The sequence below is a fragment of the Paenibacillus sp. FSL K6-1096 genome (assembly GCF_037977055.1).
GTDB lineage: Bacteria > Bacillota > Bacilli > Paenibacillales > Paenibacillaceae > Paenibacillus_AQ.
The window spans coordinates 94,402-121,221 of the sequence record NZ_CP150274.1; the positions used below are offsets into that span (position 1 = coordinate 94,402).

At 53.0% G+C, this 26,820-nt stretch carries 26 protein-coding genes; 20 read left to right on the forward strand and 6 right to left on the reverse strand.

Annotated elements, in window-relative coordinates; all coding sequences use genetic code 11:
- Position 1: 1 nt before the first annotated feature.
- Genes MHI24_RS00370 through MHI24_RS00385 form a run of 4 tightly spaced genes read right to left on the reverse strand, consistent with a single transcriptional unit; the run spans position 2 to position 4,367 of the window.
- Positions 2 to 823, reverse strand: coding sequence for an arylamine N-acetyltransferase (locus tag MHI24_RS00370; RefSeq protein ID WP_340023575.1), 822 nt, complete (start codon positions 821 to 823; stop codon positions 2 to 4).
- A gap of 4 nt (positions 824 to 827) precedes the next feature.
- The gene (locus MHI24_RS00375) at positions 828 to 2,072 is read right to left on the reverse strand and encodes a beta-ketoacyl-[acyl-carrier-protein] synthase family protein (protein WP_340023576.1); all 1,245 of its coding nucleotides are present in this window, start codon (positions 2,070 to 2,072) and stop codon (positions 828 to 830) included.
- Positions 2,069 to 3,352, reverse strand: coding sequence for a beta-ketoacyl synthase N-terminal-like domain-containing protein (locus MHI24_RS00380; protein WP_340023578.1), 1,284 nt, complete (start codon positions 3,350 to 3,352; stop codon positions 2,069 to 2,071). Before MHI24_RS00380 ends, MHI24_RS00375 begins: the two co-directional genes overlap by 4 nt.
- A 4-nt stretch (positions 3,353 to 3,356) precedes the next feature.
- Positions 3,357 to 4,367 (reverse strand): GDP-mannose 4,6-dehydratase, encoded by a 1,011-nt coding sequence (locus MHI24_RS00385; RefSeq protein ID WP_340023579.1) that lies wholly within the window; start codon positions 4,365 to 4,367, stop codon positions 3,357 to 3,359.
- Positions 4,368 to 4,636: 269 nt separating this feature from the next.
- On the opposite strand from MHI24_RS00385, the gene MHI24_RS00390 reads away from it, so the two are divergent.
- Genes MHI24_RS00390 through MHI24_RS00415 form a run of 6 tightly spaced genes read left to right on the forward strand, consistent with a single transcriptional unit; the run spans position 4,637 to position 8,304 of the window.
- Complete coding sequence (locus tag MHI24_RS00390; RefSeq protein ID WP_340023580.1) at positions 4,637 to 4,960, forward strand: acyl carrier protein; 324 nt, start codon at positions 4,637 to 4,639, stop codon at positions 4,958 to 4,960.
- A gap of 6 nt (positions 4,961 to 4,966) precedes the next feature.
- Positions 4,967 to 5,722, forward strand: coding sequence for an SDR family NAD(P)-dependent oxidoreductase (locus tag MHI24_RS00395; protein WP_340023581.1), 756 nt, complete (start codon positions 4,967 to 4,969; stop codon positions 5,720 to 5,722).
- A gap of 37 nt (positions 5,723 to 5,759) precedes the next feature.
- Positions 5,760 to 6,242, forward strand: a complete 483-nt coding sequence (locus MHI24_RS00400) for a hypothetical protein (RefSeq protein ID WP_340023582.1) — start codon at positions 5,760 to 5,762, stop codon at positions 6,240 to 6,242.
- A complete protein-coding gene (locus tag MHI24_RS00405) occupies positions 6,223 to 7,452 on the forward strand; it encodes a glycosyltransferase family 2 protein (protein ID WP_340023583.1) in 1,230 nt (409 codons plus the stop codon). The genes MHI24_RS00400 and MHI24_RS00405 overlap by 20 nt, the downstream gene beginning before the upstream one ends.
- Positions 7,436 to 7,861: a thioesterase family protein gene (locus MHI24_RS00410; protein ID WP_340023584.1), complete on the forward strand. Its 426-nt coding sequence runs from the start codon at positions 7,436 to 7,438 to the stop codon at positions 7,859 to 7,861. Before MHI24_RS00405 ends, MHI24_RS00410 begins: the two co-directional genes overlap by 17 nt.
- Positions 7,858 to 8,304, forward strand: a complete 447-nt coding sequence (locus MHI24_RS00415) for a hypothetical protein (RefSeq protein WP_340023585.1) — start codon at positions 7,858 to 7,860, stop codon at positions 8,302 to 8,304. Before MHI24_RS00410 ends, MHI24_RS00415 begins: the two co-directional genes overlap by 4 nt.
- Positions 8,305 to 8,321: 17 nt before the next feature.
- On the opposite strand, the gene MHI24_RS00420 is transcribed toward MHI24_RS00415, so the two are convergent.
- On the reverse strand, positions 8,322 to 9,056 hold the full coding sequence (locus tag MHI24_RS00420; RefSeq protein ID WP_340023586.1) for an SDR family oxidoreductase: 735 nt from the start codon (positions 9,054 to 9,056) through the stop codon (positions 8,322 to 8,324).
- 174 nt (positions 9,057 to 9,230) lie between these two features.
- On the opposite strand from MHI24_RS00420, the gene MHI24_RS00425 reads away from it, so the two are divergent.
- From MHI24_RS00425 to MHI24_RS00480, 12 genes are all read left to right on the forward strand, one after another.
- Positions 9,231 to 10,166 (forward strand): NADP-dependent oxidoreductase, encoded by a 936-nt coding sequence (locus tag MHI24_RS00425; RefSeq protein WP_340023587.1) that lies wholly within the window; start codon positions 9,231 to 9,233, stop codon positions 10,164 to 10,166.
- Positions 10,167 to 10,193: 27 nt separating this feature from the next.
- The gene (locus tag MHI24_RS00430) at positions 10,194 to 11,153 is read left to right on the forward strand and encodes a phosphotriesterase (RefSeq protein WP_340023588.1); all 960 of its coding nucleotides are present in this window, start codon (positions 10,194 to 10,196) and stop codon (positions 11,151 to 11,153) included.
- Positions 11,154 to 11,174: 21 nt separating this feature from the next.
- Positions 11,175 to 12,404 (forward strand): sugar efflux transporter, encoded by a 1,230-nt coding sequence (locus MHI24_RS00435; RefSeq protein WP_340023589.1) that lies wholly within the window; start codon positions 11,175 to 11,177, stop codon positions 12,402 to 12,404.
- On the forward strand, positions 12,401 to 13,534 hold the full coding sequence (locus MHI24_RS00440; protein WP_340023590.1) for a glycosyltransferase: 1,134 nt from the start codon (positions 12,401 to 12,403) through the stop codon (positions 13,532 to 13,534). Before MHI24_RS00435 ends, MHI24_RS00440 begins: the two co-directional genes overlap by 4 nt.
- A gap of 125 nt (positions 13,535 to 13,659) precedes the next feature.
- A complete protein-coding gene (locus MHI24_RS00445; RefSeq protein ID WP_340023591.1) occupies positions 13,660 to 14,652 on the forward strand; it encodes an alpha/beta hydrolase in 993 nt (330 codons plus the stop codon).
- 149 nt (positions 14,653 to 14,801) lie between these two features.
- A complete protein-coding gene (locus tag MHI24_RS00450; RefSeq protein WP_340023592.1) occupies positions 14,802 to 15,488 on the forward strand; it encodes a response regulator transcription factor in 687 nt (228 codons plus the stop codon).
- The gene (locus tag MHI24_RS00455) at positions 15,475 to 16,464 is read left to right on the forward strand and encodes a HAMP domain-containing sensor histidine kinase (protein ID WP_340023593.1); all 990 of its coding nucleotides are present in this window, start codon (positions 15,475 to 15,477) and stop codon (positions 16,462 to 16,464) included. The genes MHI24_RS00450 and MHI24_RS00455 overlap by 14 nt, the downstream gene beginning before the upstream one ends.
- Positions 16,465 to 16,546: 82 nt before the next feature.
- Positions 16,547 to 17,230: an ABC transporter ATP-binding protein gene (locus MHI24_RS00460; RefSeq protein ID WP_340023594.1), complete on the forward strand. Its 684-nt coding sequence runs from the start codon at positions 16,547 to 16,549 to the stop codon at positions 17,228 to 17,230.
- Positions 17,227 to 19,803 carry an FtsX-like permease family protein gene (locus tag MHI24_RS00465; RefSeq protein ID WP_340023595.1) on the forward strand — a complete coding sequence of 859 codons (2,577 nt, stop codon included), beginning with the start codon at positions 17,227 to 17,229 and terminating at the stop codon, positions 19,801 to 19,803. Before MHI24_RS00460 ends, MHI24_RS00465 begins: the two co-directional genes overlap by 4 nt.
- 64 nt (positions 19,804 to 19,867) lie before the next feature.
- The gene (locus tag MHI24_RS00470) at positions 19,868 to 20,746 is read left to right on the forward strand and encodes a CPBP family glutamic-type intramembrane protease (protein ID WP_340023596.1); all 879 of its coding nucleotides are present in this window, start codon (positions 19,868 to 19,870) and stop codon (positions 20,744 to 20,746) included.
- Between the two features lie 17 nt (positions 20,747 to 20,763).
- Positions 20,764 to 21,519: a MerR family transcriptional regulator gene (locus tag MHI24_RS00475; RefSeq protein ID WP_340023597.1), complete on the forward strand. Its 756-nt coding sequence runs from the start codon at positions 20,764 to 20,766 to the stop codon at positions 21,517 to 21,519.
- A gap of 333 nt (positions 21,520 to 21,852) precedes the next feature.
- Positions 21,853 to 22,356 (forward strand): hypothetical protein, encoded by a 504-nt coding sequence (locus MHI24_RS00480; RefSeq protein ID WP_340023598.1) that lies wholly within the window; start codon positions 21,853 to 21,855, stop codon positions 22,354 to 22,356.
- Between the two features lie 19 nt (positions 22,357 to 22,375).
- On the opposite strand, the gene MHI24_RS00485 is transcribed toward MHI24_RS00480, so the two are convergent.
- The gene (locus MHI24_RS00485) at positions 22,376 to 24,667 is read right to left on the reverse strand and encodes an AraC family transcriptional regulator (RefSeq protein ID WP_340023599.1); all 2,292 of its coding nucleotides are present in this window, start codon (positions 24,665 to 24,667) and stop codon (positions 22,376 to 22,378) included.
- 262 nt (positions 24,668 to 24,929) lie between these two features.
- Here MHI24_RS00485 and MHI24_RS00490 point away from each other — a divergent pair, with 262 nt between their 5' ends.
- Entirely contained in the window at positions 24,930 to 25,898 is a 969-nt protein-coding gene (locus tag MHI24_RS00490; protein WP_340023600.1) for an ABC transporter permease subunit, read from the forward strand.
- Between the two features lie 15 nt (positions 25,899 to 25,913).
- Positions 25,914 to 26,783 (forward strand): carbohydrate ABC transporter permease, encoded by an 870-nt coding sequence (locus MHI24_RS00495; protein WP_340023601.1) that lies wholly within the window; start codon positions 25,914 to 25,916, stop codon positions 26,781 to 26,783.
- Positions 26,784 to 26,820 lie beyond the last annotated feature (37 nt).

The following is a 26,820-nucleotide window of genomic DNA, read 5'->3' on the forward strand; positions in this document are numbered from 1 at the left end:
CTTATTCACCCCATATTGGTGTGCCCAGAGATTCCAGGGTTTCTACAGCTTCATGAACCGGGAGATTCGCCATCCCGAACTCATGATGCACAATATCCTTAATCTCCTGAATGGATTGCAGCTTCATCTGCTCCTGGCTCTCCTGATAGCGGATGGTGAACGTATTATTGACAATCGACAGCGAGCGCTGCCGGTCCGGCTGCCACAGATAGACCCGCAGGATGGTGGTGAACAGACGCTGCGGCTCATTGCTCCAATGAATCAGCTTATGTACTTCCGGCAAGCCTGCACGCTCATAGGGACGGAATACCCAGTGATGCTGTTCCTTGCCGGTAATACCGTGCACCAGATGGAATTTCAGCTTATTGTTGGGGTCAGGATATCCCTTAATTTGGGATTGGTGAATCGTAAGCTCATGGTTCCGGGAGATCTCCATCGGATAATAAGAGGGATGCCCCAGCGATACATCCGTATAATAGAGCCGGTCTGAGAGCCTCACAATTGTCGCCAGATGCGAAGCATATTTGATAGGATATGCCTCAAAGCCAAGCTCCTGCAGCAGCTTGCAGAAATAATAATTGCCCGTGTGGCACACGCCTGAGTAATCGAATCTGTACATATGATCCATATAGACTTCCGGCGGGGGAAGGTAGAACTGCTGTTCCTCGAAGTTTTTAAGATAATGCAGCTTGGAAATATTCTCAAAAGCCAGACGGGTCATCCGCGACCTGACTAATTGTTGCAGATAGTCCAGGCCGGTCGGCTGCACATCCATGCCTATCCGCTTCAGGTACATCACAGCCCATGCTGAAGGAGTCCCCATCCGTTTATCCTCGCTTATATTTAGCAATGACCAGAGACGCATTCTGTCCGCCCATGCCGAAGGAATTGGTAAGGGCTGTCTCTATGTCCGCAGGTTTCGCTATATTGGGAGTATAGTTGAGGTCACACTGGGGATCAGGGGTTCTGTAATTTATTGTCGGCGGAATGAACCCGTTATTCAGGCTGAGAATGGTAACCAGCGTCTCCATAGCCCCGGCGGCTGTCATCAGATGGCCATGCATCGACTTGGTGGAGCTGATATCCAGTTGCCCGGAGAGGCTGCCGAAGACCGCCTTGACCGCTTCGGTCTCATGCTTGTCGTTCTTGGGTGTTCCGGTTCCATGGGCGTTGATATAGCCGATAGCGTCCAGCGGCACCCCGGCATCCTCTATAGCCCGCCTCATGGACAGAATCATCCCCAGGGAAGACTCATGCGGGTCTGTGATGGAATAGCCGTCCAGCGAGCTGCCGTATCCCTGTATCTCCGCATAGATTGGCGCTTGTCTGCGCAGCGCATCCTCTTCCCGCTCCAGAAGGAACAGAACCGAGCCCTCCCCGATCGTAAAGCCGTTCCTGTTCAGATCAAACGGGGAGCAATTCTCCCGGCAATCCGCCTTCGTAGGCTCCAGTGCACCGAGCCGGCAGAGTCGGGCCAGGGACATCGGGTCCAGCTTGGAGGAGACTCCTCCGGTAATCACCGCATCGGCATCCCCCGATCTTAGCGTAAGCATGGCGTCGCCAATCGCCTGGGCGGAAGCAGCACAGGTGCCGAAATTCGCTATGCACGGACCCCCTATGCCGAAATCACGGGCCGCATGATAGAACATATACGATGGATGATTGGCGAGCAGCGTCTCCAGCTCCATCTTTGCTGAGGCAGGCCGCTCTTCATTAACATAGGCGTACAGATACTGGAGGTCTTCAGGGGTGGAGGTATTGGGGTCAGTGCCCACCATCAAGCTGATGCGTTCGGGAGCATAGAACCTTCCCGGGCTGCTGGTGTCCAGCAGATCCTTCACGCAGGAATAGAACAGCTTGAAGATCAGATTGCCGGATACGGGGTACTGAATCCCGTTCAGCTCTTGATCGTCAATCATAGCGGCATGCTTAACGGGCAGACTGCCCACCTGATACCGTTCAATCGGCCTGATCCCTGAATGACCCGCCTTCAGATTGGCCGTAATGGATTCCAGATGATTACCCAGAGGGGTAATAGCGCTTATTCCGGTCACTACAATTTTGCTTCTCATCGCGAGTGGTTGTCCCCTTTCTCAAGAATGACAGCACTGTAGGCCCCGCCCGGTCCTGCACTGTTCACTATAGTCCGTCCAATCTCCATGGCCGCATTCTGCGGGCGAACCCATTCAACCCGGCTGTCAGAGGGCGCAGATTCGTGGTTCAGCGGCACAGCGGTTTGACTGGCCAGCGATTGCACCGCGAGGATCACATCCAAGAGACCGGATACAGGGCCGAGATATCCCAAATATCCCTTCAATGCAGACGCCCTTACGCTGGAATGGTTCCACACGGAACAGATGCCCTCAAGCTCAGCTTCATCCCAGGCCGTAATAGACGGTGCATTGCACATGATCAGATCAATCTCATCCGGCGTAAGCCTTGTACGCTCTAGTGCCCGTTCAAGGGTCTTGGTGAAGCCTAGCCCCGGTAATGCGAAGTATGTGTCGCCTGGAACGGTGAGGCTTGCTCCGCCCCGGATTCTGGCCAGAACAGGGTGGCCGTTGCTTAAGGCGACCTCTTCCCTTTCCAGGAAAATGGCACCTGCGCCTTCGCTCAGCAGTGTACCTGAAGATTGTGGGCTGAAAGGGGTGACTAGCTCATCCGTGCCATCATCGGGGGATGCGCTTCGGATCAATCCTGTCTCCAGCCACCATCTGAATTCATGGGCGCTGAAGGGGCTGAAGGAGGCCGAGACGATGGCCTGGTCGATTTGTCCGGTCTCGATGGCCCTTGCCGCAGACAGGAGGGCGGTTACGCCTCCGCAATCGCTGTTGCAGTACAAGTTGCCCGGACCGTGCGCTCCGGTGATTTTGGCAATGAAGTGGGAGGGAACCGTGGTTAATTGCTTCACGCCGCTAAGCGGCGGAATCCGGTGCAGCTGATCGCCCAGCCGTGAAAAATCCATTGCTTCGTCTCCGCTGCTGCAGATCGAGCGAATGACCTGCAGCGTGTCCGGGTCCAGATTCACCGGATGATTGGCCACGTAGACCGCACAATTCATGGCGGTATTCTCCAGGCTTGGCATCAGCCCATAGTCATTCAGCATCTGATAGGCTGCCTTCATCGACATCTTGTTGTATCTCAGCATCATGTTCGAGCCGGAGATGCCTAAATCTCTGATACTGAAATCCGGGATTTCTCCTGCGGTGGAGCATCTGCAGGCGGATGCATCGAATTGAGTAATGGTGCTGTAAGCGGTCCTGCCTTGAAGCATGGCTTCATGGACCTCCCCGGGCGTATGGCCGAGCGGAGTGACACAGCCCATAGCGGATATGACAACGGATGGATTCATGGGATTATACAACTCCTGACGTTGCTTGATGGGATTCGGATAGCCAGTACCGGTCATACCAGTCGACGGTTTGCCGGATGCCTTCCTCCAGCGGAGTGTCTGCTGACCAATGAAGCACCGTCCTGGCCCGCTCAGGGGAGAGATGCTGGTGCAGAATTTCACTGCCGGTATGCACCTCATAATGCGGCTCGATATGCTCCAGATTCATCGTACGCTGAATAAGCGAGGTAACCTTCTGAATATCCCACAGCTTGCCGGTCCCGAAGTTGAAGATATGCTCCACGCCATGATGCGCATCATAATGGTACATCGCCATATAAGCCTGGACCAAATCCTCGATGTAGAGGAAATCTCTCATGTAGATACCGTCTGAAGGGATGCGGATTACAGGCTGAAGCCTGCTGTAGAGCCGCTGGATGGTTCCGGGAATAAGCCTGCGGAAGTTGAGGTCGCCTCCTCCGTAAATATTGCCGAAGCGCCCGACCACAACAGGCAGGCTGAAGCTGTGCCTATAGCTCTGGGAGATCAGATCGGAACAGGATTTCGACGCGTCATAAGGATTCCTGCCCTGAATGGGCATCGCTTCATCATAGGGGAGAATGGGGCTGTCACCGTATACCTTGTCACTGGAGGCAACGATGATCTTAGAGATCTGGTCCCGGTGAATCCGGCAGACCTCCAGCAGATTGTACGTGCCTTTCACATTCGTCTCGAAGGTCTGCCAGGGAATCTGGTAAGCGAGGTCCTGCATGGATACGGCGGCCAGATGAAAGACGGTGTTAATCCTTCCGTCCGTGATAGCGCGTTCAATCAGGTGGTAGTCGGCAATTGAACCGTAGTAGCAGCGGATATGCTTGTCCAGACCCATTCGGGCAAACGGGCTGCGCGGATTAAGCTCACTCAGAATAGAGGTTAGTTCAGCACCTTGTTCGAGCAAATGATGAGTGAGCCATGTCCCTACGAAACCGGATGCGCCTGTCACCAGCGCGCGGCAGTCTGATAAAGCGCTCTTCATTGACATAACCTCCCAAAAATCGATTGAAAGATTGCTAGGTTATTCCATCCATTTTTGCCGATAATAACTCACAATGAGAATAAATACAATAGCAAATGACTCTATTTTATAGCTTTCACGGCGAAAAAAATCATTGCTATTAATAGAAAAATATGTATACAATAACAAAGAAATCTATTCTCTCGCGGAGGTGCGTTATGGATCAAACCATTTACAGCAAAGTGAAAAAATTGTTGCAGGATGTACTTGATCTTCCGGAGGCTCGAATCTTGCCGAATACTTATCTGTACAAGGATTTACACCTGGAAAGCGCAGAGACTCTGGAATTAACGTTCATGCTTGAACAGGAATTTGGCATCAAGATTGACAGCCAGGAATTCTGGAATTTGCCCAATGTGATTGCCAACCGGGGAATGTTCGCCGGCGGCCGGCTGTCTTCCGAGGCCGTGTCGTCTGTGAAGCAATATTTCACCGTATCGGATGAGGACCTTACGGGCATTGCCAGTCCCTATGATCTGTTCAATTATTTGACTGTAGAGAATATGGTTGATTTCGTATCCGCCAAGTTAGAGAAATCGGAGCATAGGGTGTGACCGGGCGTGAACATTGATTTCTCAGGCAAAGTGGTCGTTATTACCGGCGGGAGCAGAGGCATCGGGCGGGGGCTGGTGAAGCATTTCGCACGGGCCAATGCTACCGTATATTTCACCTATCTATCGAGTGAGGACCTGGCGGCAGCTGTTGTTCAAGAGTGCAGGGAGCAATACGCGGCGGATGTCACCGGGCTTAGAGTAGACGGCAGATCCAAGTCAGATGTGGAGAGCTTCCTGGATACGGTCTGGAAGAATCACAAGCGGATCGATGTTGTGGTGAACAACGCTGCCTGGATTCCAAGAGGCTTATTTCTCCAGATGAGCGGGCAGGATTGGAGCGAGGGGATCAACGCCAACCTGAATTCTGTCATTGCCTTCTGCTCCTCGGCGATCAAATATATGATTCTGAACAAATCGGGATCAATCATCAATATTTCCTCCCGTTCAGCTCTGCAGCCCGGACGGGGACAAGCCGTGTACTCGGCGACCAAAGGCGCCATTGAATCGTTAACGAAGGTTCTGGCGCTGGAATACGGCGCTTATAACATCCGTGTGAACACCATTGCGCCCGGGTTAATCGAAACCGATGTCGCCGGTACGATGCAGACAGAGCTGAAGAAGAAGATTATGGAGCGCACGCCGCTGGGAAGAATCGGAACAGCAGACGACATCGGCAGCGCAGCGCTTTTCCTGGCCAGTGATTATGCCTCATACATTACAGGCACCCAATTGCTGGTGACCGGAGGAAGACACTTGGATTAACTTTGGCGGGTAAGGGATGTGAAGCTGCTTGCGGTATATGCAATTGGTATCTTTTACAAGAGTAAGCACCAGCGAAGCGGAGGCCTGCCAGGTTCTTCAGCCCCGTGAGGATGTGTTTGAAGCTGAATTGGATACAGGGCTGACCGTGCCATTCTATGTTCTGCTTGAATCTGTATTCCAGACCGCAGGCAGGCTTGCCCGCGAAGTGACGCATAACCGGTACGGCGCCGGAATTGTGAGCTTTAGTAATTTTGTGTTTGCCAGACCTGTATTTCAGGATGAGCAGGTGACCTATTATGCCCGGCTGCTGTCAGTAAACGAAGAGATCCGCAGCTTCTTCTTCCGGGTTACCATTTCTGCCGGGGGAGAGATCATCGTTCCTGACGGCAGATTAATTACGAAGCAGGAGAACGTAATCTCTACACATAGCTTGAACAACAACACGAGGCTGTCAGCTGAAGACGGAATGAATCTGCTGAACGTTGAGGGGGCGAGCGGACGTGTGGATATGGATTTTTAATATTACAGTGATGTCATTATTTCTGGTGCCGGGAATTCTCGCTGTTTATTTTATACTGGAGAGACAGCGGTCCCGCAAGGCATTGGCTGCTCTTGCACCTTATTATCCTAATGTTACCGTGCTGCTTCCCTTTCGGGGTCTGGACTATAACTTTGAATCCACCCTGCAGAGTCTTGCGGATCAGAAGTACGCCGGGAATTACGAGGTGCTCGCGGTGACCTCCGAGGAGAATGGAAGGGGGGAAGCGCTGGTACACCAATATGCGGCACGCTCCCCGCTGATTCAGCTGGTGAAAGCCTCTCATTCCGAGGTATCCCAATACCGGAGTGATAAAGTGAATAATCTGTTAACCGGCATCGCACACGCATCCAAGGAGACCGAAATCTATCTGTTTATTGATTCGGATATCGTGCCCCAGGCGACCTGGATTGAGCAAATGGTGCAGCCCTTGCAGTCAGACCATGTCGGGCTGACCAGCGGGAGCGCGTGGATTGTATCCAAGAGCAGAAGTGTCATGGCGCTGGCGGCAAGATACTGGGATTTCCTGGCGACCACGATGATTACGTTTCCGGTGACCCGCTTTGCACGGGGGTTCTCGTTTGGGATACGGGCCAAGGTGTTTGAGCAGATTGGAATGAAGTCCATCTGGTCGGAAGCCTTCCATGACAATTTCACGATATCGGATGTCGTAAGGAGAGCAGGATACAGCATTCAATACGTTCCTGACTGCTTAGTGCCGGAGCATTTCGATATCCACGGCTTCGCCTGGGTGAAGTGGGTGAAGCGTCAGGCTCTGAATACCAAGGTGAATTACAAGCGGCTCTGGGCGTTTGGCTTCTTTCTGGTGACGATGCCGCGGTTACTGGGAGCGGTCCTGTTCCTGGTTGCCCTCGGATTCGCTTTAACCGGCAGCATTCCTTCCTTGCTGGAAATATTTCTGTATTGGCCGTTATTGCATATTGCCGGAGCGACCATCGTAGTGGCTGCCGTATCCCGGGACGCTTCTCAGATTCAGGATTACCGCCCGTCTGTTATCCGTACAGCGGGGCTTGTCCTGTCTTCCTTCGTGTCTGTGCTGTATTGCATAAGCTCGCTGTGGGCCGTAATTTCCAACAAAATGGAATGGAGAAACCTCGTATATCATCAGAAGACTCCATTCACTACGGTGGTCACCGGAGAAAGGGGGAGCAAGCATGACCCTGGACAATGAGGCTTATTCGGTCATCCATAAACGGATCTATTTCAAGAACACCGACGCCGGCGGAGTGGTCTACTTCGGCAATGTATGTGAGTTTATCGAAGCCGGCTGTACCGAGTGGCTGCGGATGCACGCGCTTTCGCTGAAGGAGATGCTTGATCAGCATCACATTTTTTTTGTAATGAAAAAAGTTGAAATTGACTTTCTGCACCCTGTCTACTATGACGAGAGCATTGAGATCAGGACCTCTGTGAAGAGGATTATGCACTATTGGATTGATTTCCACACCGAGATCCGGGTGAATGGAGATACGCGGTATGTTGCCGGGAACCGGATGGTTCCCGTCGATCTGTTGACCAAGAAGCCTGCCGCCATTCCTGAGGAAGTATACGCCGCCGTCAAAGGAGTCTGCAGAGTATGAGATATATCTTCGTTGATGAAATCACCGGCATGACGGGAGACTCTATCTCCGGCAAGAAATATATTTCCTTGAATGAAGATATCTTCAGGGACCACTTTCCCGGACAGCCTGTGCTGCCGGCAGCGCTGATTACAGAGTCGGTCATCCAGTTATCCCGAATCTTCACATGGATCAGCAGCGGATACACCCGCTCGCTCATCCCCGTGACCTTTGAACGGCTGAAATTTCTGCGGATGGTGGCGCCCCCAAGCATTATGGGGATCGGGCTTACCTTCGAGGATACCGGCGGCGGGGAGAACCTGAAGGGAAGAGCCAGAATTCTGTGCGGGGATGGAGAGCTTGTCTGTGAAGGCTCTATTCTCTTCAAGCAGGTCAGCTTCGAGGCGCTTCACCGGGAAGAATCTTGTAAATCGCTGGTGGGGATTCTAACCCGTAATCTATGATTCTCAGATTTGAAAATTCAGTTCAGGTGCGAACCGCCTGTGACCAGCAGATCCGCTCCGGTAATGAAGCTTGCCGCTTCGCTCCCCAGAAAAGCCGCAGCATGACACACATCCAGGGCATTGCCTGCCCGCTGTAACGGTATCTTGCGTATATCCTCCTCGCTGACTACCTTAGGCTTCTCGGTGACAATCAGGCCGGGGGAGATGGTATTGGCGCGGATGCCAAAGGCTCCATATTCAATGCTGAGTGATTGGGTCAGGGAATCAACGGCTTTTTTGGTGGAAGCATAAGCGGCTTGTCCGCGGACAGGATGGTCGGAGCAGACCGTGGAGATATTGATGATATTGCCTGATTTCTGCCGGATCATATAAGGAAGGGCGGCGGTGCAGTGATGGACAACACCCATCAGATTGGTCTGAAGGGACCTGTCCCACAGCTCTGTGGTGGTGTTACCGAAATCAGCCCTCCATATGAATGCGGCATTGTTAATCAGGACATCGATCGCATGATTCTGCCGCCAGACTTCTAAAGTAAAGGCTTCGACATCCGTACCAGAGCCTGCATCGACCTGAATCCCAACCGGTTGCGGTCCATGGCCGGAGTCTGCTGTTACAGGCTGAAACCGTTCGGCAGATAAATAGGTATAGTACACCTTGGCATTCATAGTACTAAAAGCTTGCACAAGCTGGCGGCCGATTCCCCGTGAACCGCCTGTGATCAGAGTAACCTTACCGGTATAATCGAATTCCATCGTGAATTCCTCCCTTTCTGGTCTGTTATCATCATATGTAATTAGTAGATTAATTGCAATTATATCCTATAATATATATTAAAAGGGATTGATGGTTTCATGCCCACTCTCAAAAATACTAGAATTGTAATGTGCCAGCGGCCTCAGGGTATTCCACAGCATGAGCATTTTCGGATGGAGAAGGTGGAGGTCCCAGCCCTGTCAGACGGGGAGGTGCTAGTGAAGAGCACCTATCTGTCGGTGGACCCTTATATGCGCAACCTGATGCGCCGCAGCAAGTCCTATATGGATTCCTATCAGATCGGGGAGATTTTTGGCGGGGCGGGGATTGGCAAGGTAGTGGAGAGCCGTTCCTCCGGCTATCAGACAGGGGAGATGGTATGGGGCATCCTGGGCTGGCAGGAATATAGCATACACAGGACCGGACAATTGTTGAAAATAGACCCGGATATTCAGCCAGCTACAGCATATCTTGGACTCCTGGGCACTCCTGGACTCATCGCCTATTTCGGTCTGGCTGATGTATGCAAGCCCCGTGAAGGCAAGACGCTTGTGGTATCCAGCGGGGCAGGAGCTGTCGGGTCAGCCGTTGGCCAGATCGCCAAGCATATCTATGGCTGCCATGTCGTCGGCATCACCGGCTCGGATGAGAAGGCTCATTATTTGACAGCGGAATTGGGCTTTGATGCAGCGATCAATTATCGCCTGGATCAGAATCTGCGTATCGAATTGATGAAGACATGTCCTAACGGAATCGATATGTACTTCGATAATGCCGGGGGAGATATCTCCGATGCCGTGTTCGGTCACATCAACGATCATGCCCGGGTTGCGGTTTGCGGGCAGATTGCCCTGTATAATCTCGCCAGACCCGAAGCCGGCTCACGGATTCTTCCATCCATTCTGCTTCACCGGGCGATGGTCAAGGGGATTCTGATTGCCGATTATGAAGATCAGCTTGCGGAAGCCCGGCAGGTACTGGGGCAATGGCTTAAGGAAGGACAACTGAAATGTACAGAGACCATTACGGATGGCCTTGAGAATATTACCGGTGCGTTCATCAATCTGTTCAGCGGAACGAATCTGGGCAAACAACTAGTGCGGATCTAATCTCATGTAAAAAGGAAAATAATACCTATGGCAAACATAAACTCAGTAACAGGGGCCATTGACAGTACACAGCTTGGTCCTACGCTAACCCATGAGCATCTGCGGGTCAGATCCGTTGAAGTTGCTACGCAATTTCCACATCTGTATGACCGCAACGAAGAGCTGCAACTGGCCAAGGAGCAGGTGCTGGCGGTCAGACAGGCCGGCATACAGACCATCTGTGACCCCTCCGTTATGGGGCAGGACCGGGATGTTCTCTTCATGAAGGAGGTGTCTGAGTGTACAGGGGTAACCATTATTGCAGCGACCGGAATGTATACTTGCCGGGACCTGCCTGAGCCTTTACGGAATAAGAGTATTGATTACATCGCGGAGCTGTTCATCAGGGATATTGAGGTGGGAATTCAGAATACGGAGATTAAGGCAGGGTTCATCAAATGTGCAACCGATGTTCAAGGGATCACTCCGGATGTAGAGAAGATTATCCGGGCGGCTGCCCGTGCCCACAGGAGGACCGGGGTGCCGATAATGACCCATACCCATGCGGCCTCCAGGAATGGGCTGGATCAGCTGGATCTGCTTGAAGACGAAGGCGTTACCGCCCGGGCGGTCGTTATCGGACACTCAGGCGATACCCATGATATGGACTATTTATCCCAATTGTTGAACCGGCATGCCTATTTGGGCATAGACCGGTTTGGTCTGTCTGTCGGGATAAGTAACCAGGAACGTCCTGCTATGCTGCTGAAGCTGATCCGCCAGGGCTGCCACAGGCAGCTGCTTGTCTCTCAAGATTACTGCGGGACCATTGACTGGTGGGAGCGGGGGGAGGTACGGTCCTTTGCACCCGACTGGTCCATGACCCATCTGACCCGCGATGTCTTTCCTTATATTATGGAGCAAGGGGTGGCCCCGGACATTCTGAGCGAGATCATGGTCAACAACGTACGGGAATGGTTCGAGCATGCAGCGAATGGTAACTATTAAATCATAACTGGAGACAGAATCATGAAGATGAATTTTCTCAAAGATATTATCAAAATGCCGAGCTTTATCGCCCTGGTCTTTACTATCACCATGCTGGGGCTAAGTGTATCGGCGACCAATCCGTTTTTATCGCTGTACTGCATTCAGCAGGCGGGAATGACGCCTTTGTCGTACGGGGTGCTGATGTCGATCACCATGGTCTTCGGACTCTTGATCAGCACGCTCCTTGGCAAAGCCTCTGATTCCAGGTTCAGCCGAAAATCAATCATCATCTTTACGCTGCTCTCCACGTCAGCCGCCTATGTGTTATTTGCCCTGTTCACCAATTATTATGTGCTGCTGGCCGTGTCTGCAATCTTCTTCGGCATATCGTTTGCTTCGTTCCCGCAGGTCTTTGCCTATGCCAGAGACTCCATTTCCAAATCCAATATCAGTGCCATTAATCAGCCGCTGGCGATGAATATTCTAAGAATGTTCTATTCGCTGGGCTGGATTGCCGGGCCGTCGATCGGATCGGTATTAGTCAATAAATATAACTTTTTCTATCTCTTTCTGATTGTAGCCGCAACGTACATCTTCGTCAGCCTGATTGCTTTCATTCTATTCCGCAGCCATCCGGTAACCCTGTCTGTTCAGGAAGACAAACAGCCCGTGCATCTGGGCAAATTCATGAAGCAGCCGCAGATTTCCTCCGTACTGGGTACATTCATCCTGTTAAGCATTGCGTCTTCAATGAGCAGCATCGTCCTGCCCTTGTTCTTCACAACCTCGCTGCATGGTAATTACCAGCAGTTGGGATGGCTCTTCAGCATTACGGCGATTGTCGAGCTGCCCTTGATGATTGTCGTCGGCGTCATGTCCCGCAAAATGGGCAAAACCGCGATTATCCTGATTGGTATCATCGCAAATGTGCTGTATTTCCTGGTTTTTGCCATGGCGCACTCCATTGTGCTGCTCTATTTCGCCCAGGTACTAAGCGCTATTTCCGTGTCCATTATCATGGGCTACGGGATCAGTTATTTCCAGGAGCTGCTGCCGGAGGAGCCCGGAACCGCTACAACTCTCTACAGCAACACCTCCAGAATCGGTTCTTCGCTGGGGGGCGTGGTCTCCGGGACCGTATCGGGATTGTTCGGCTACCGTTCCGTATTCGTGGCCTGTATGACCTTATCTCTTGCCGCGCTGTCCATCTTCGGACTGGTTAACGCAGTGAACCGGAGTACCATCCATAAGGAGGCTGGGAAAATATGAAGATCAGCATATTGGTGCTGGCTTATAATATCAAAAATCTGGTAACCGAATGTCTGCTGTCGCTGAACCGCCAGGTTCAGGTGCCGGAAGGCTGCTTCGAGGTCATCTTCGTTGACGACGGTTCAGATGACGGGACAAAGGAGCGGATCACGGCGCTTAATCTGGATTATCCGTTGAACTACATATACAAAACGCCGGATGCGGCAAAATGCAGATCAGCGGCCAGGAATCTGGGCGTGTCGCACGCGGACGGCGACATTCTGCTCTTTTTGGACGGGGATCAGGTGGTTGAACGGGATTTCATCTATCAGCACTGGAAGGTGCACCAGCTCTGCGATGAGCCTCTAGTCGTGATGGGGCTGAGGGATTTTCTGGCCGAGGAGAACCGGATACCGTTCAGCCAAGTGGAGGACGGCAACCGCTCGTCTCTAATTCTGGAACGCAGAGACCCACGGCTGCCGATCATCCGGCGATTCTCGGAGAATGCGGGGAATATTGAGAATATATGGGCGCTACTCTACAGCTGCAACTTCTCGGTTCCCCGCAGCAGCTATACCGAAGCCGGAGGCTTCGATGAAGATTTTATCGAGTGGGGCCTTGAGGATTGTGAACTCGGATACCGCTTATACCAGCAGGGCGCCAAATTCGTCCTGAACACGAAATGTATTGTCCTGCACCAGTATCATCCCACGACTTACGACGCGAAGAAATACCTGGGCTGGTTCACTAATCTGGAATTATTCAAGCAAAAGCACCCCACGCTGGAGGTTGAGCTTCAGAGCATTCTCGGGGACTGGTTCGACCCGGCACGGCGAAAGCCCTGGAAGGATGCTTTTATCCGGTATGAGCTGGCCGTCCGGTCCGTAAAGGGCTTATATAATCAGCTAAACACTCTGTACAAAGTGGCGGTGATTCCTGACGGATCTCTTCCCGCAGAGGAATGGCTGGCCCGGATTAAGCTTGCGCTGGAAACGCATAATGTGCTGGTGCTAGATTATTCGGATACGGACCTGGACCTGCTGATTCAGCTCATTCCCCGGTCCTATGATTTGCTCTATTACCGGGAGCCGTCTGCGGACAAGGTAATCGAGGTGATGAAGTCTATAGCTGTTAATCTGTCTGAACTGTAGCAGTATAATCGTCTGCCTGTTCATCTTCCGTTCATATTGCCGTCATGCTGAGGACATCTGGCCTGGCTATACTACAAATAAGCTGCTAAGGCGGCTGTAGAGATAGAGGACAGGAGAAGATCGATATGGCAGACACGGCTGAACTAAAGACAGACGGAAGAAGAAACGGCAAGCGACGGAAGCTCTGGGTGAGAATCATCGGCGGCCTGCTCGGGGCGCTGGTGCTGTTCATAGGAATTATGTTCATTGTAAATGTCATCAGCACCAAGGCCGAGCAGAAGCGGATTGATGCTTACGGCCAGTATGTACAGGTTGACGGGAAGAAGATGAATGTGCTGATTCAGGGGAGCGGGGAGCAGACCATTGTTCTCCTGCCGGGGCAAGGGACGGCTTCACCTGCACTGGATTTCAAGCTTTTAATCGATGAATTAATTCCGGAGTATAAGGTTGTAGTGATCGAGCCCTTCGGTTACGGGTTAAGCGACCGGACGGACAAGGAAAGAACGACAGAGAATATCATTGGTGAGATCCACGAAGCTGTGCAGCAGCTTGGACTTAAGCGTTACATTCTGATGGGGCATTCCATTACGGGACTCTATAGCGTATCTTATGTCAAGGCTTACCCGGATGAAGTGCAAGCGTTCGTCGGAATTGACAGCAGTGTTCCCAATCAACCGGGCATGGATGCCAAGCTGCCCTTGCGGTCCATGAAGTTTCTGCAGGATTCCGGGCTGATGCGGCTGCTGAAAGCTGTCAGCGGTAATCCATACAAATCACTTGATTTCGATGAACATACCAAGGAGCAGCTGAATCTGATCTCCAACCAGGTGAGCAACAACCCTACCATGATCAATGAGCTGAAGCATCTGGGGTCGAACTTCAAGAATGCAGAGCAGCTTACTTATCCCAAGGACCTGCCAGTGCTGCTGTTTGCGCAATCGAACAACGAGCATAACAAGCAGTGGATTCCGCTGCATGAGGAGCAGGCGAAGCAGTCTTCACAGGGGAAATTGATCCCGATGGAAGGCCCCCATTACCTGCACCATACGAAGTACAAGGAAATCGCTGCAGAGTTTAAGGAGTATATAGCGAAAATACAGTTGAAGCCAGCTCAATAGGGCATGGATGATAAGGAAGCTGTGGTGCCGAAAGTGGTGCCGCAGCTTTTGGCGTTCCCGGGGCGTGAGGCAGGATCTTCTCTCCGGCACTGCCTAAAAGATGCGTCTGCTGTATAATGTAGGGAATGTTGAAGACGGAGGTTCAAACAATGCCACACATTCTGCTAGTTGAAGACGATCAGGCTATTGCCAGAAATCTGGAGCTGCTGCTCCGCTCGGAAGGCTTCACCGTTACCCGTGCCGCAACGCGGGGTGAGGCTGCCCAGGCGCCCATCGGGAATCCCTTTGACCTGGCGCTAATCGATATTTCCTTGCCGGACGGCAACGGCTTTACGGTGTACACCGAGCTGAAGGCAGTATGCGAAGCTCCTGTTATCTTCCTTACGGCTTCCGGCGATGAAGCCAGTGTAGTGACCGGGCTGAATATGGGGGCGGCTGACTATATTACCAAGCCTTTTCGCCCGCGTGAACTGATTGCCCGGATTGGAACGGCTCTGCGCCAGAGCAAGCGCACGGAACCGGCTTGGGATCATTGTGGTCTGCATGTGGATACTGCCAGCGGTATCGTCAGCAAAGACGGCCGTGAGCTCTACTTATCCGCTTTGGAATACCGCCTGCTGCTGGTGTTTGTGAACAATCCCCGCAGCATCATCACGCGAAGCCGGCTGCTTGACGAATTATGGGACGCGGCGGGTGAGTTCGTGAATGACAACACGCTGACGGTCTACATCAAACGCTTACGCGAGAAGATTGAGGATAATCCGGCAAGCCCGCAGCTTATACTGACCGTACGCGGAACGGGCTACCGGCTGGGAGGCAGCGATGCTGCGCAATAGAGAATTTAAGCATTTCATTCTGTGGTTCGTGCTGCTGGCCGCCGTCACAGTGATCCTGGGATTCACTATTAGTCCGGCTGCGGGTATCCTTACCGTTACGGCAGCGGCGGCTTGCGGGGCTCTGTTCGTGCTGTTCACCCGTGCCCGGTACCGGAGCATTGCGCGGATCTCCAGTCAGATTGACCTCGTACTGCATAATGCCGATCACCTGTATATCGGGGAAGCGGACGAAGGCGAGCTCTCCATATTACATAGTGAAATCACCAAAATGACGCTGCGCATCCGGGAGCAGAATGAAGCGTTGAAGCGTGACAAAGAACATCTGGCCGATTCGCTGGCCGACATTGCGCACCAGCTCCGTACTCCGCTTACCTCTGTAAATCTGCTTCTGTCCCTGCTGGCAAATAACCCTTCGGAGGAGGAGCGGAGAGCCTTTATCCGCGAGAGTGAGGAGCTGCTGCTGCGGATGGATTGGCTGATTACCTCTCTGCTGAAGCTGTCGCGCCTCGATGCGGGCATTGTAGTATTTCAGAGCGGGGAGATTGCCGTAGACCATCTGGTCCGCGCTGCGCTCCGTCCGTTCCTGATCCCGCTGGAGCTGCGCAATATCGCTCTGAAGCTCGACTGTCCTGATGGGATAGTCCTCCAGGGAGATGAAGCCTGGCTCTCGGAGGCGATTCAGAATATCCTCAAAAATTGCCTGGAGAGCGCCGGCGAGCACGGGAGGGTGGAGATCCGCTGCACGGACAATCCGCTGTATACCGGAATCAACATCCGCGACAGCGGCAGGGGCTTCGACCCGGAAGAAATTCCGCATCTGTTCGACCGCTATTACCGCGGCAAGAACCCGGCAGCTGCCGGTTACGGGATAGGACTCGCACTCAGCCGGATGATTATCACCCGCCAGGGAGGGAGCATCACCGCGCAGAATCATCCGCTGGGCGGGGCAGTTTTTACCCTTCGCTTCCCTAAGTGACGGATCTCTCACCTGAAAGTCACCGAGAAGTAAGGCGGAGGTTCTAAGCTAGGGATAGATCAGGTGAAGGGAGTTTTACAGGATGGAATTTCTGAGAATTGACAATCTATGCAAGGTCTACGGCAAGGGGTACAGCCAGGTTACTGCGCTGGATCACGTGTCGCTGACTATTGAGAAGGGGGAGTTCACCGCCATTATCGGCTCCTCCGGCTCCGGCAAATCCACATTGCTTCATATCATCGGCGGGGTGGATGTACCAACAAGCGGCAAGGTCTATCTGGACGGACAGGATGTCTATGCCCAGAGCAACGAGAAGCTGGCGATCTTCCGCAGACGGCAAGTCGGACTGATCTACCAGTTCCACAACCTCATTCCTACGCTGGATGTGGTCGAGAACATCACCTTGCCGATCCTGATGGACAAGCGCAAGGTGAATGAGGAACGGCTGAACGACCTTCTGGAGCTGCTTGGTCTGAAGGACCGCAGGTCGCATCTGCCGAACCAGCTCTCGGGCGGGCAGCAGCAGCGTGTCTCGATCGGCCGCGCCTTGATGAATGCCCCGGCGGTCATGCTGGCGGATGAACCGACAGGCAGCCTGGACAGCCGCAACGGGCATGAGATCATCAACCTGCTGAAATTAAGCAACCAGAAGTACCGGCAGACACTGCTTATCGTCACCCATGACGAGAACATCGCCCTGCAGGCCGACCGGATCATTGGCATCTCCGACGGCAAGGTCGTGCGGGATGAGCGGGTACGGCCATGAATATTTTTCACAAGGTTACCCTGCAGGGAATGAGCAAAAGCCGCACCCGCACCATCGTTACCATCATCGGAGTCATGCTGTCGGCCGCGATGATTACCGCCGTTGCCACCTTCGCCGTGTCCCTCCAGAGCTATATGATCAATGGGGCAGAGGTGAAATACGGCAGCTGGCATCTTGAATTCCCGGCGGTGAATTCCGCTTTCGTGCAGGAGCGGACAGGCGACAAGGAAGTTACCCATACCGCAGCCTATCATAATGTAGGGTACGCCAAGCTGGCCGGGGGGAAGAACCCCGATAAGCCTTATCTTTTCATAGCCGGGTTTAATGAGGACACCATGAATAGCCTGCCCGTTACCCTGATCTCCGGCAGAATGCCGGAGAACAGCGGGGAGATTGTCGTCCCGGCGCATGTAGCGGCCAATGGCGGGGTAAGATTCGCAGAAGGCGATACGCTTACCCTGGCTGTCGGAGACCGCATAAAGGGCAATGAGAGGCTCAGCCAACATGATCCGTATCTTGCCGGAGGCGGACCGGGGCAGGACGGAGAGATGCTGTCGCCGACTGTTGAGCGCACCTACAAGATAGTGGGCATCTGCGAAAGACCTGCTTTTGAAGAAGTCGCCGCACCAGGATACACCCTGATCACCAGAGCCTCCTCCGCAGACCAAAGTGACAGCTTCAGCCTGTTTGTAACCCTTAAGCATCCACGCGGGGTGAAGGCTTATGCCGGCAGCTTTGCCGGGAACCATGCTTACGTCTACAACGATTCTGTATTGCGCTTCATGGGCGTATCCAGCGATGGCCTGCTCACCATGCTGCTGTATACAGCCGGGGGAATCGTTGCCTTGATTATTGTAACCGGCTCCGTATTTATGATCTATAATGCCTTCACTATCTCCCTGAACGAACGCACCCGCCAATTCGGCATTCTCTCGTCCGTGGGAGCGACAGCCAGACAGCTAAGGAATTCTGTTCTGTTCGAGGGGCTATGTATCGGTGCGGTTGGCATTCCGCTTGGCGTGATCGCGGGCATAGGCAGCATGGGACTGGTGCTGTCCGCCGTATCCAGTAATTTCGGAAATATTCTCTATTCAGGTGTTCCGCTGAGCTTAAAGGTGTCTGTTCCGTCCATTGTCTGTGCGGCAGCGCTCAGCCTGGTTACCATTCTAATCTCGGCCTATATTCCGGCCAGAAAAGCGGCAAACACCCCAGTGATGGAGAGTATCCGCCAGACGAACGAGGTTAAGGTGGAAGCCAAGGCGCTCAAGACGTCCGGGTGGGCACAGCGAATCTACGGGCTGGAGGGAACACTGGCGCTTAAGAATTTCAAACGGAACAAGAAACGCTACCGCAGCATTGTGCTGTCCCTCATGTTAAGCGTAGTGCTGTTTATTTCGGCTAACGCTTTCGTAACGGATATGAGGCAGATGTCGGAGCGGGCCGTGGCGTTTACAACCTATGATATCGGCTTCGCCACGCAGGAGATGACATATCAGGAGATGATAGCGCTCTATGATAAGCTCAGAACCGCAGACGGGGTGTACGATAGCTCTTACCAGGCGCTGTTGAAGTATCCGGCCAAGGTTCGGGCCAGCGATCTTTCGGATGCGTATTGGGCAAATTCAGGGAATTCTGTACCGTACTCGCCTGATAAGCTGATTGATCTGGATGTAAATCTCCAGTTTCTGGATGATGCAGCCTATCTGAAGATTCTCCAGGATGTGGGCTTGCCTGAAGAAGAGTATACTGGTGCGCAGGCTAAATTCATCTCGGTGGCCAAAATGACGGATATGGCGGATAATAACCGGAAGAGAGAAGTGGATCAGTTTAGTAATTTGTTCAAGGGTTCCGCTTATGAGTTTGCAGGCTCGCCTATTAGCGTTACCTTCGTGGACACAGTACCGCCGGATACTCTCCCTCTCCCGGGTGATGGGGGCTCCAGGCATCCGTACTTTTTGAGTGTGATCGCTCCGTATTCGCTTATAGCGAGGTTTGAATCCCCGGATACCCCGGCGGTGGTGAAAGGATTGACCTTCCTCTCCAGGAACCCGGCCCAATCGGTGGCTGAAATGGACAAAATGATACAAGCATCGCAAGTCACGGCCGATTACAAGCTGTACAATGTGTACAAAATGATGGACGAGAGCCGCAATACGATTTTTATCATCAATGTGTTCGCGTATACCTTCATTGTCATGATCTCGCTGATCGCCATTGCCAATGTGTTCAACACGATCTCCACCAATATCAAGCTGCGCCGCCGGGAGCTGGCGATGCTCCGCTCCGTGGGCATGTCCGAACGCGGCTTCCAGCGGATGATGAATTTCGAATGTGCTTTTTACGGGATGAGGGCGCTGAGCTTCGGTCTTCCTATCGGGCTGGCCGTCTCCTGGCTGATCTACCGTGGAATGCTTACCGGCGGGGCGGATAACATCGATTATGTCTTCCCGTGGACGAGTGTCGGCATCAGCATATTCAGCGTACTGCTGGTTGTGTTCGTCACCATGCTGTATTCGGTCAGCACAATCAAGAGAGAGAATATCATTGATGCGCTGCGGGATGATTTGACTTAAGCGATTCCATGCTTGACCCTGACGTATAGTAGAGGGTTTATAATGGCAGCAGGAGGGATGGATAATGGATAAAATAACACTGCCTGCAAGTCACAGCTATGGCCGGGGGTCGACAAGCAGTTGGCTGGCGGTTACGGCGCTTGGATGGCTGGCGATGACCCTGGGCCTGTTCACAGCCACAGTTGCCGGGAATGCTGTCCGGGCTTCCGGCGGCACGGACAACACCATTGCTGTCGTACAGGCTCTGACTACAGCGCTGCTCATTGTACCTGCCGTCTATCTTATTCAGCGCCGGTTCCAGCTGACCGGCCGTCTGCTGTCAGTAACTCCAGCCGCACTACTGCAGTTGCTGAGCGGCGGAGCGTTAGCCTTGCTGCTGGGTGGACTAGGCTTTATGATTACCGGTGCGCTGGGCTGGACCACCATTATTGAATGGCACTTCTCCGTGGATCTATTAATAGCGGTAGCCTTCAATATTTGTATTGCCTTTCTGTACGAGGCGCTCCCGGAGGAGTTGTCGATGAGAGGAATCGTCTACAGCGGCTTGCGGCTGCGGCTGCCTGCCTATGCTGCCTATGGCGCTCAGGTGCTGCTGTTTGTGCTGGTGCCGGTCACGGTGAACCAGCTTCAAGCCTGGAGCGGAATGGGCCGCGGAAATATTATTAACGCAGACTATGTGATTATGCTGGTGTGCTTCGGCACGGTGCTTCAGCTCTGGCGCAGCTTGACCGGATCGCTGTGGGCGTCCATCGGCTTTCATCTGGCGTATCTGACAATGGCGCGGTTTGTTATTCTGCAGAGAGAGCGGAGGATACTAACATACAATGAGCTGGAGACGGGGACAGGACCGGTTGTCATACAATTTGGTATAATCATTATCGGCAGCGCTGTGCTGCTGGCGCTGCTCAATCTGGTGTTACGCCAGCGCCGCTTACACCTGTGAATGTAGGGAGGGAGCCGATGTATACTGTAGGGCAGTTGTCCAAGCTCACCGGTGTGTCTGTCCGCACCTTGCATTACTATGAGAAGCAGGGCCTGCTCCAGCCGGACAGGAATACCGGGAACCAATACCGTTCATATAGTGAGGATGATATTTTACGCCTGCAGAAGATTGCTGTACTGAAGCAAATGCATTTTAAGCTGAGTGAGATCAAGGTCATCCTCGACAAAGGGGAGACGGCTCACAACGATGTTGCCGTCTGGAGCCGGGCCCTTACGCAGCAGATGGCTATCGTCAAGCAGCAGCAGGAGAAATTGCAAGCGGTAGAGCAATTGCTGTATTCAACCCTATACGCCATGCGGGCAAGCGAACAGGTGAATATAGACGAGATGCTTCGATTTATCCGTGAGCTTGAGCAGCCTCTGCAAGGTAAAGCGCTACGGGAGCAGTACTTCTCACCAGAGGAGCTTGAGCAGTTGCCGGTCAACGATATGAGCAATCCGCTGACGATGGAATGGGCCGATATTCTCAGGCGGGCCTCGGGACTGCTGGCCGAACCGCCCGATTCACCGGCAGCGCAGCAGCTTGCGGCCTCTATTATCGAATACGCCGATAAAATGTTTGGCGGAGACGAGCAGCTCATCCAGAAATATTGGGACTACATCACTCCGCAGGAGGGCCAGCCCGCACGGATGTACGGAATGACCGCTGAAGTCATGCAATATATGGATGCGGCTATTCGTATTTATATGGGCGGGGATCTTCCCCGCCCATAGTCGGTAAGTGGACCAATTGCGATTGTATGCGAAAAAGTGAATACATTTGCTGACGAAGAGGCGGGCGGGCCAAATGTATATGAAAAACCGAATACAATGGACGACCGTGAAGGCAGATGGCCTAATTATATGTGAAAAACCGAATACAATTGCTCGTGCTACTAGTAACGGGCCTAATGTATGCGAAAAACAGAATACAATCGGTGCCGCTGCCCTGAGGGCTAGGCCCTGTGCTTCACAGCCAGTAATATTTTTGAGAAATCCCGCAAAATATGCAACTACCTCCCATTTCTGTCGTCCTATAAATGATAGAAGAATGAAGGAGGGTTCAATGTGATAAAGCGAAAACTTCTAGTCCCCGCAGCAGCTATTTCTATAATTCTATCTTTGGCGGGCTGTACCGGCGGGGATAACAAAGACCAATCCCTACAAGGTAACAACTCTGTTCATCCCGTGTCCAACCCCAATGAAGACAGCAGCACGCAGACCATCACAAACTACGACTTTGAGTCCGTCAAGAAAATCACGGTCACGAAATTACTCAACAAGACACAGGAGAATCCTGAAGCCCCCATGGAATACACAGATCAAGAATCTATAGAAATGTTTGTCCAAACTATCCATAGCGCTGTACCTATACCGGGGATTCTGAATGTGTCTAATGCCAACTATGATATCTTAATCGAATCCGCAAAGAAGAAATATGCGTTCCAGCTATGGATCAATGAGGAGATCGAGCAAGCCATGATTATGGACATGAGAGATACGCATACCGGATATACGCTGACTAAGGAAGCTACGGCTGAATTGAAGAAGAAGGTACTGATGCGCCCTTGATGCAATCCGCGATATTCCCTCATTCCTCCCCGGCCGCCGAACCCAGCCCCTGATTCTCCCCGCCAGCCCGCTTGCGGTACTCGCCCGGCGTTAAGCCGGAGGCGCGCTTGAACATGCGGATGAACGAATTCACATTCTGGTAGCCGACCTGAAGCGCGATGTCCTGGATGCGCAGGTCGATGTTCATCAGCAGCTCCTTGGCCCGCTCGATCCGCAGCGTGTTCAGGTATTCGCTGAAGTTGATGCCGGTCTTCTCCTTGAAGATGCTCGACAGATAGCCGGAGGTCAGATTCAGCTTGTCGGCTACAATATTCAGGTTGATGTCCTCCCCGTAATGCTTGTCCAGATACTCCAGCACGAAGCTGATGACCGGGTCCCGGGTCTCCGAGCCGCTGCGGATAGCAGCAAGCACAGGGGACGTCAGCTCCCGTAGCCATATCTTATATTGATCGGCAGTATGGAAGGCAGCGAACGGCTCGCCGGAGAGGGCAGAGAGCAGGCCTGCTTCAAGCTCCGGCAGATTGAGCTTCATGACGGTTTTGCCGGTCTGCTCAGCCACCCCGCGGGCGAACGTCCGGAAATCCTCGGCGGTAGCATCCTTGCTCTGGAGCTGCTCCAGCTGGCGGTCCAGCCAGCCGAAGACGGCATCTTCGCTGCCGGATTGCAGCAGATTATGCAGTTCCTCCCCGTAAGTGACCTTCAAATGGAACGTTTTGGCCGACGAAGCCCGCGGCTCCACGATAATCTGTGTCTCCCCGTTCAGTCTGCGTTCCTTCAGCAGCTCCGATAGACTATGGTAAGCATCGGTAAAAGGCGTCTCTCCGGAGTATACCGGACTCACGGCTATGGTAAGGAAGAGCGAATCCTCCGCTGCCAGCAGCTCCTGAAGGGTGCCCAGCACCTGGAGAATACCGCTCTGCGGGCCGGGGTTGAAGAGCAGGAGGAGGAGCAGATCCTGCTCCGGCTGGAGGACAACGTTCTCGCTCTCCTCACCGCTGAACAGGCGCTGAATGAGCTGCCACAAAGCCAGTGTATGCTGCTCGGGCTCCTCCGCCGGGCGGGTGAAGCTGAGCTTGAAGAGAATGGATGCATAGGGCTGCTCGGAGTGCAGCGCATCGTCCAGCTCGCTCAGGCTTGCGTGCAGCGGAATATTCTTCACCTTATGGGTGTACGCATACTGGCGGACCAGCGAATTCTTATGCTCCAGATCGTTCTGGATGAAGCGGTTGTCCTCCAGAATCGAGCTTAACCGGTCGCCGATAATGGCGAATTCCTTGACGCTGCTCAGCTTGCCGGGGCTGCTGCCGCTCTTGCGGTCGAGCGCGGCGACCAGTCGCTGAAGCGGCTGGTTCAGCCGGAAGCTGAACAGGAAGGAGAACAGCAGGCTGACCAGCACCGCAGCGGTGAGCAGCACCGCCAGCAGCAGCCGCATACCGCGCAGTCCGCTGGCAATGGCAGCCACCTCGGTTACGCGGATATAGGTGAAGCCGGTCTGGGCCCCTTTTTCATAGAAATAATATTGGTCTCCGATCCGCTCATGCGAGCTTGTACTGGCAGCATCCTTCAGCGCAGGCAAAGCTGTCTCCGTTGTGGAGAAGAGCCGCCGGCCCTGGGCATCCAATATATAGAAGGGATTCTTGCCGGCATCCCCGTAAGCCTTCTCCATCCGCTGCGGATTGAGCATCACCAGCCCGTACACCTCTTCATAAGGGATGGCCTTGACCAGCACCGGCATCAGCCGTCCAAGCGCACGCGTGGAGTTCATCGTCGTCTCCGTAAACGAAGCGGCAGGGAGTACCTTCAGAAACTGGTTGCCCACCGTCTGGCTGCGCCAGAAGTCTGCGGGATAGTCCTGGCTGTAATAATATTTGCCGAACATATCCTCCGTGCTGCTGAGGCCCTCTTTTTCAAGTACATAATCCTCCCCCTTGAAGTACAGAATGAAATTCTCAATATGCAGAAAAGGATTCCCGTAAATGGTCATCAGATCAGACTTCACCTCGTTAACAATATCGTAACGCCGGTTCTCCTTCAGATGGCTGAGAATACCCAGGTTGGCCGTCCACGTATCGGACTGGGTCAGCGCCAGAATCATATTCTGGGTCAGCCGGAAGTGATTCTCGTATCCCTCGACGGTCTGCTTGAGACTCTGCTCATTCTGCCGCACCACCTCCTGATAGACCTTGCCGCTTAGATATAGATGAGAGAACAGATTAAATGAAGCCAATAACAGGATGACACTCAGGAAGCTGAGCATCAGCTTGACGAACAAGCTGCTCAGGGCAAACTGGCTGGTAAGCGGTCTTTTCATAGGTAATCCCCCTTCGGATGCAGCCGCTTTTCTATGGTTTTATCCTATCATAGCGGCCCAAAGCTGACACGCACAATATGCACTTTTACCGATTTATACGCCAATACCATGAAATATGCAGATATGACGAAAAGATATATAACATGTAGATAGCGCTTTCCAAAGCAATCCGTCTATAATTCGGAGACAAACCCCGGAAACACAGGGGAAGTTAGCTGACATATAAGTGAGCTGCTATCAATCAGAACAAGAGGGGATGCCTATGGCTCAAACGAGTGCAGTACAGGACAACATGCGAAAGGAAGTGAAGCTTCCCTACCGGCGGCAAGGACGGCTGGTGCGGACCTGGCACCACAATAAAGCGCTCTGGCTGCTGTTCCTGCCGTGCCTGCTGTATTATCTGATTTTCCGGTATGCGCCGATGTTCGGCCTCGTAATTACGTTCAAGGATTACAATCTGTTCAAAGGAATCTGGGCGAGCGACTGGGCGGGGCTGAAGTATTACCGGATGTTCTTCGACAACCCTGACTTCTGGCCGCTGATGAAGAATACCTTCTTGCTGGGCTTGTACAAGCTGGTCTTCGGATTCCCGGCACCGATCATTCTGGCGATTCTGCTCAATGAAGTGCGCAAGGCTGCGTTCAAAAAATTCGTACAGACGGTCAGCTACCTGCCGCATTTCATCTCCAACGTTATTGTCGCGAGCATGGTCATTATGTTCCTGTCACCGACTGGAGGCCTCATTAACAATCTGCTGGGCACGTTCGGCATCTCGCCGATCAACTTCATGAATGAGCCCGGGCTGTTCCGGGGCATCTATGTCCTGTCGGAAATCTGGCAGCACATCGGCTGGGAGACGATCATCTATCTGGCTGCACTGACGGCGATTGATCCGCAGCTCTATGAAGCGGCCGATATGGACGGGGCGAGCCGGATGCGCAAAATCTGGCATGTCACCCTTCCCGGCATCTCACCCGCGATTGTCATCACGCTGATTCTGAACATCGGCAAGGTGCTGGAGATCGGCTTCGAGAAGGTGTTCCTGATGCAGAACCCGGCGATCTACGATACGGCGGACATCATCAGTACGTATGTGTACCGGGTCGGGATGGAGCAGGGGAACTTCAGCTACGGGGCCTCCATTGACCTGTTCATGGGGATCATCAGTCTGGTCTTCATCTACAGCGCCAATTACATCAGCCGCCGGGTCAGCGAGACAAGTCTATGGTAGAGAAGAGGTGTGGTGATGAGATCACCGAGAATATCCTGGTTTAACATTATCAGCACGTTCTTTCTGCTGATCGTTGTAGTCATTACGCTCTATCCGTTCCTGCATATGCTGGCGGTCTCCCTGAGCAGCGATGTCAATGTCATCAAGAATACGGTATCGTTCTGGCCCAAGGGCTTCAATGTGAACATGTACGAGCTGGTGCTTGGAGACCCGAAGATCTGGACGGCCTACAAAAATACGATTATCTACACCGTGCTCGGCACTCTGATCTCGCTGGTGGTTACGTCTACAGGAGCCTATGCGCTCTCGCGCCGGGATATGGCGCTGCGTAAAACCTTCACCATGCTGATCGTCATTACGATGTTCTTCAGCGGCGGGATGATCCCGACCTTCCTCGTTGTCCGTTCCCTGGACATGGTGGATACGGTATGGGGGATGGTGCTGCCGGGAGCGGTCAGTACCTGGAATCTGATTCTGATGCGGACCTTCTTCTCCGGCATTCCCAAGGAGCTGGAGGAATCCGGGCGCATTGACGGATTGAATGATATCGGCATCTTCCTGCGGATCATTGTTCCGCTGTCGAAGGCTTCCTTCGCTACGATTGCTTTGTTTTACGCCGTGGGCATGTGGAACAACTTCATCTACCCGCTGCTGTATCTGCGCACCCCGGATCTGTTCCCGCTCCAGGTGCTGCTCCGCAATCTGGTGCTGGCGGGAAGCGCAAGCTCCGGGGATGTGACCGGCATCGGGGGAGATAACCAGGTCGTTGAAGAGTCGCTCAAATACGCGACGATCATGGTATCCACACTGCCGATTCTCACCGTATATCCGTTTGTTCAGAAGTATTTTGTGAAGGGCGCAATGATTGGTGCAGTGAAAGGCTGAGCCGGTATATGCCATAATTACAATCAAGGGAGAGATG

What these genes read in the sequence shown, in the direction of transcription:
- MHI24_RS00495 (WP_340023601.1), top strand. Translation starts at nt 25,914, where the DNA reads ATGAGATCACCGAGAATATCCTGGTTTAACATTATCAGCACGTTCTTT.
- MHI24_RS00425 (WP_340023587.1), top strand. Translation starts at nt 9,231, where the DNA reads ATGGAGAAGGTGGAGGTCCCAGCCCTGTCAGACGGGGAGGTGCTAGTG.
- MHI24_RS00400 (WP_340023582.1), top strand. Translation starts at nt 5,760, where the DNA reads ATGCAATTGGTATCTTTTACAAGAGTAAGCACCAGCGAAGCGGAGGCC.
- MHI24_RS00440 (WP_340023590.1), top strand. Translation starts at nt 12,401, where the DNA reads ATGAAGATCAGCATATTGGTGCTGGCTTATAATATCAAAAATCTGGTA.
- MHI24_RS00455 (WP_340023593.1), top strand. Translation starts at nt 15,475, where the DNA reads ATGCTGCGCAATAGAGAATTTAAGCATTTCATTCTGTGGTTCGTGCTG.
- MHI24_RS00450 (WP_340023592.1), top strand. Translation starts at nt 14,802, where the DNA reads ATGCCACACATTCTGCTAGTTGAAGACGATCAGGCTATTGCCAGAAAT.
- MHI24_RS00420 (WP_340023586.1), bottom strand. Translation starts at nt 9,056, where the DNA reads ATGGAATTCGATTATACCGGTAAGGTTACTCTGATCACAGGCGGTTCA.
- MHI24_RS00385 (WP_340023579.1), bottom strand. Translation starts at nt 4,367, where the DNA reads ATGAAGAGCGCTTTATCAGACTGCCGCGCGCTGGTGACAGGCGCATCC.
- MHI24_RS00485 (WP_340023599.1), bottom strand. Translation starts at nt 24,667, where the DNA reads ATGAAAAGACCGCTTACCAGCCAGTTTGCCCTGAGCAGCTTGTTCGTC.
- MHI24_RS00375 (WP_340023576.1), bottom strand. Translation starts at nt 2,072, where the DNA reads ATGAGAAGCAAAATTGTAGTGACCGGAATAAGCGCTATTACCCCTCTG.
- MHI24_RS00415 (WP_340023585.1), top strand. Translation starts at nt 7,858, where the DNA reads ATGAGATATATCTTCGTTGATGAAATCACCGGCATGACGGGAGACTCT.
- MHI24_RS00370 (WP_340023575.1), bottom strand. Translation starts at nt 823, where the DNA reads ATGGGGACTCCTTCAGCATGGGCTGTGATGTACCTGAAGCGGATAGGC.
- MHI24_RS00460 (WP_340023594.1), top strand. Translation starts at nt 16,547, where the DNA reads ATGGAATTTCTGAGAATTGACAATCTATGCAAGGTCTACGGCAAGGGG.
- MHI24_RS00380 (WP_340023578.1), bottom strand. Translation starts at nt 3,352, where the DNA reads ATGAATCCATCCGTTGTCATATCCGCTATGGGCTGTGTCACTCCGCTC.
- MHI24_RS00475 (WP_340023597.1), top strand. Translation starts at nt 20,764, where the DNA reads ATGTATACTGTAGGGCAGTTGTCCAAGCTCACCGGTGTGTCTGTCCGC.
- MHI24_RS00445 (WP_340023591.1), top strand. Translation starts at nt 13,660, where the DNA reads ATGGCAGACACGGCTGAACTAAAGACAGACGGAAGAAGAAACGGCAAG.
- MHI24_RS00435 (WP_340023589.1), top strand. Translation starts at nt 11,175, where the DNA reads ATGAAGATGAATTTTCTCAAAGATATTATCAAAATGCCGAGCTTTATC.
- MHI24_RS00470 (WP_340023596.1), top strand. Translation starts at nt 19,868, where the DNA reads ATGGATAAAATAACACTGCCTGCAAGTCACAGCTATGGCCGGGGGTCG.
- MHI24_RS00430 (WP_340023588.1), top strand. Translation starts at nt 10,194, where the DNA reads ATGGCAAACATAAACTCAGTAACAGGGGCCATTGACAGTACACAGCTT.
- MHI24_RS00410 (WP_340023584.1), top strand. Translation starts at nt 7,436, where the DNA reads ATGACCCTGGACAATGAGGCTTATTCGGTCATCCATAAACGGATCTAT.
- MHI24_RS00465 (WP_340023595.1), top strand. Translation starts at nt 17,227, where the DNA reads ATGAATATTTTTCACAAGGTTACCCTGCAGGGAATGAGCAAAAGCCGC.
- MHI24_RS00490 (WP_340023600.1), top strand. Translation starts at nt 24,930, where the DNA reads ATGGCTCAAACGAGTGCAGTACAGGACAACATGCGAAAGGAAGTGAAG.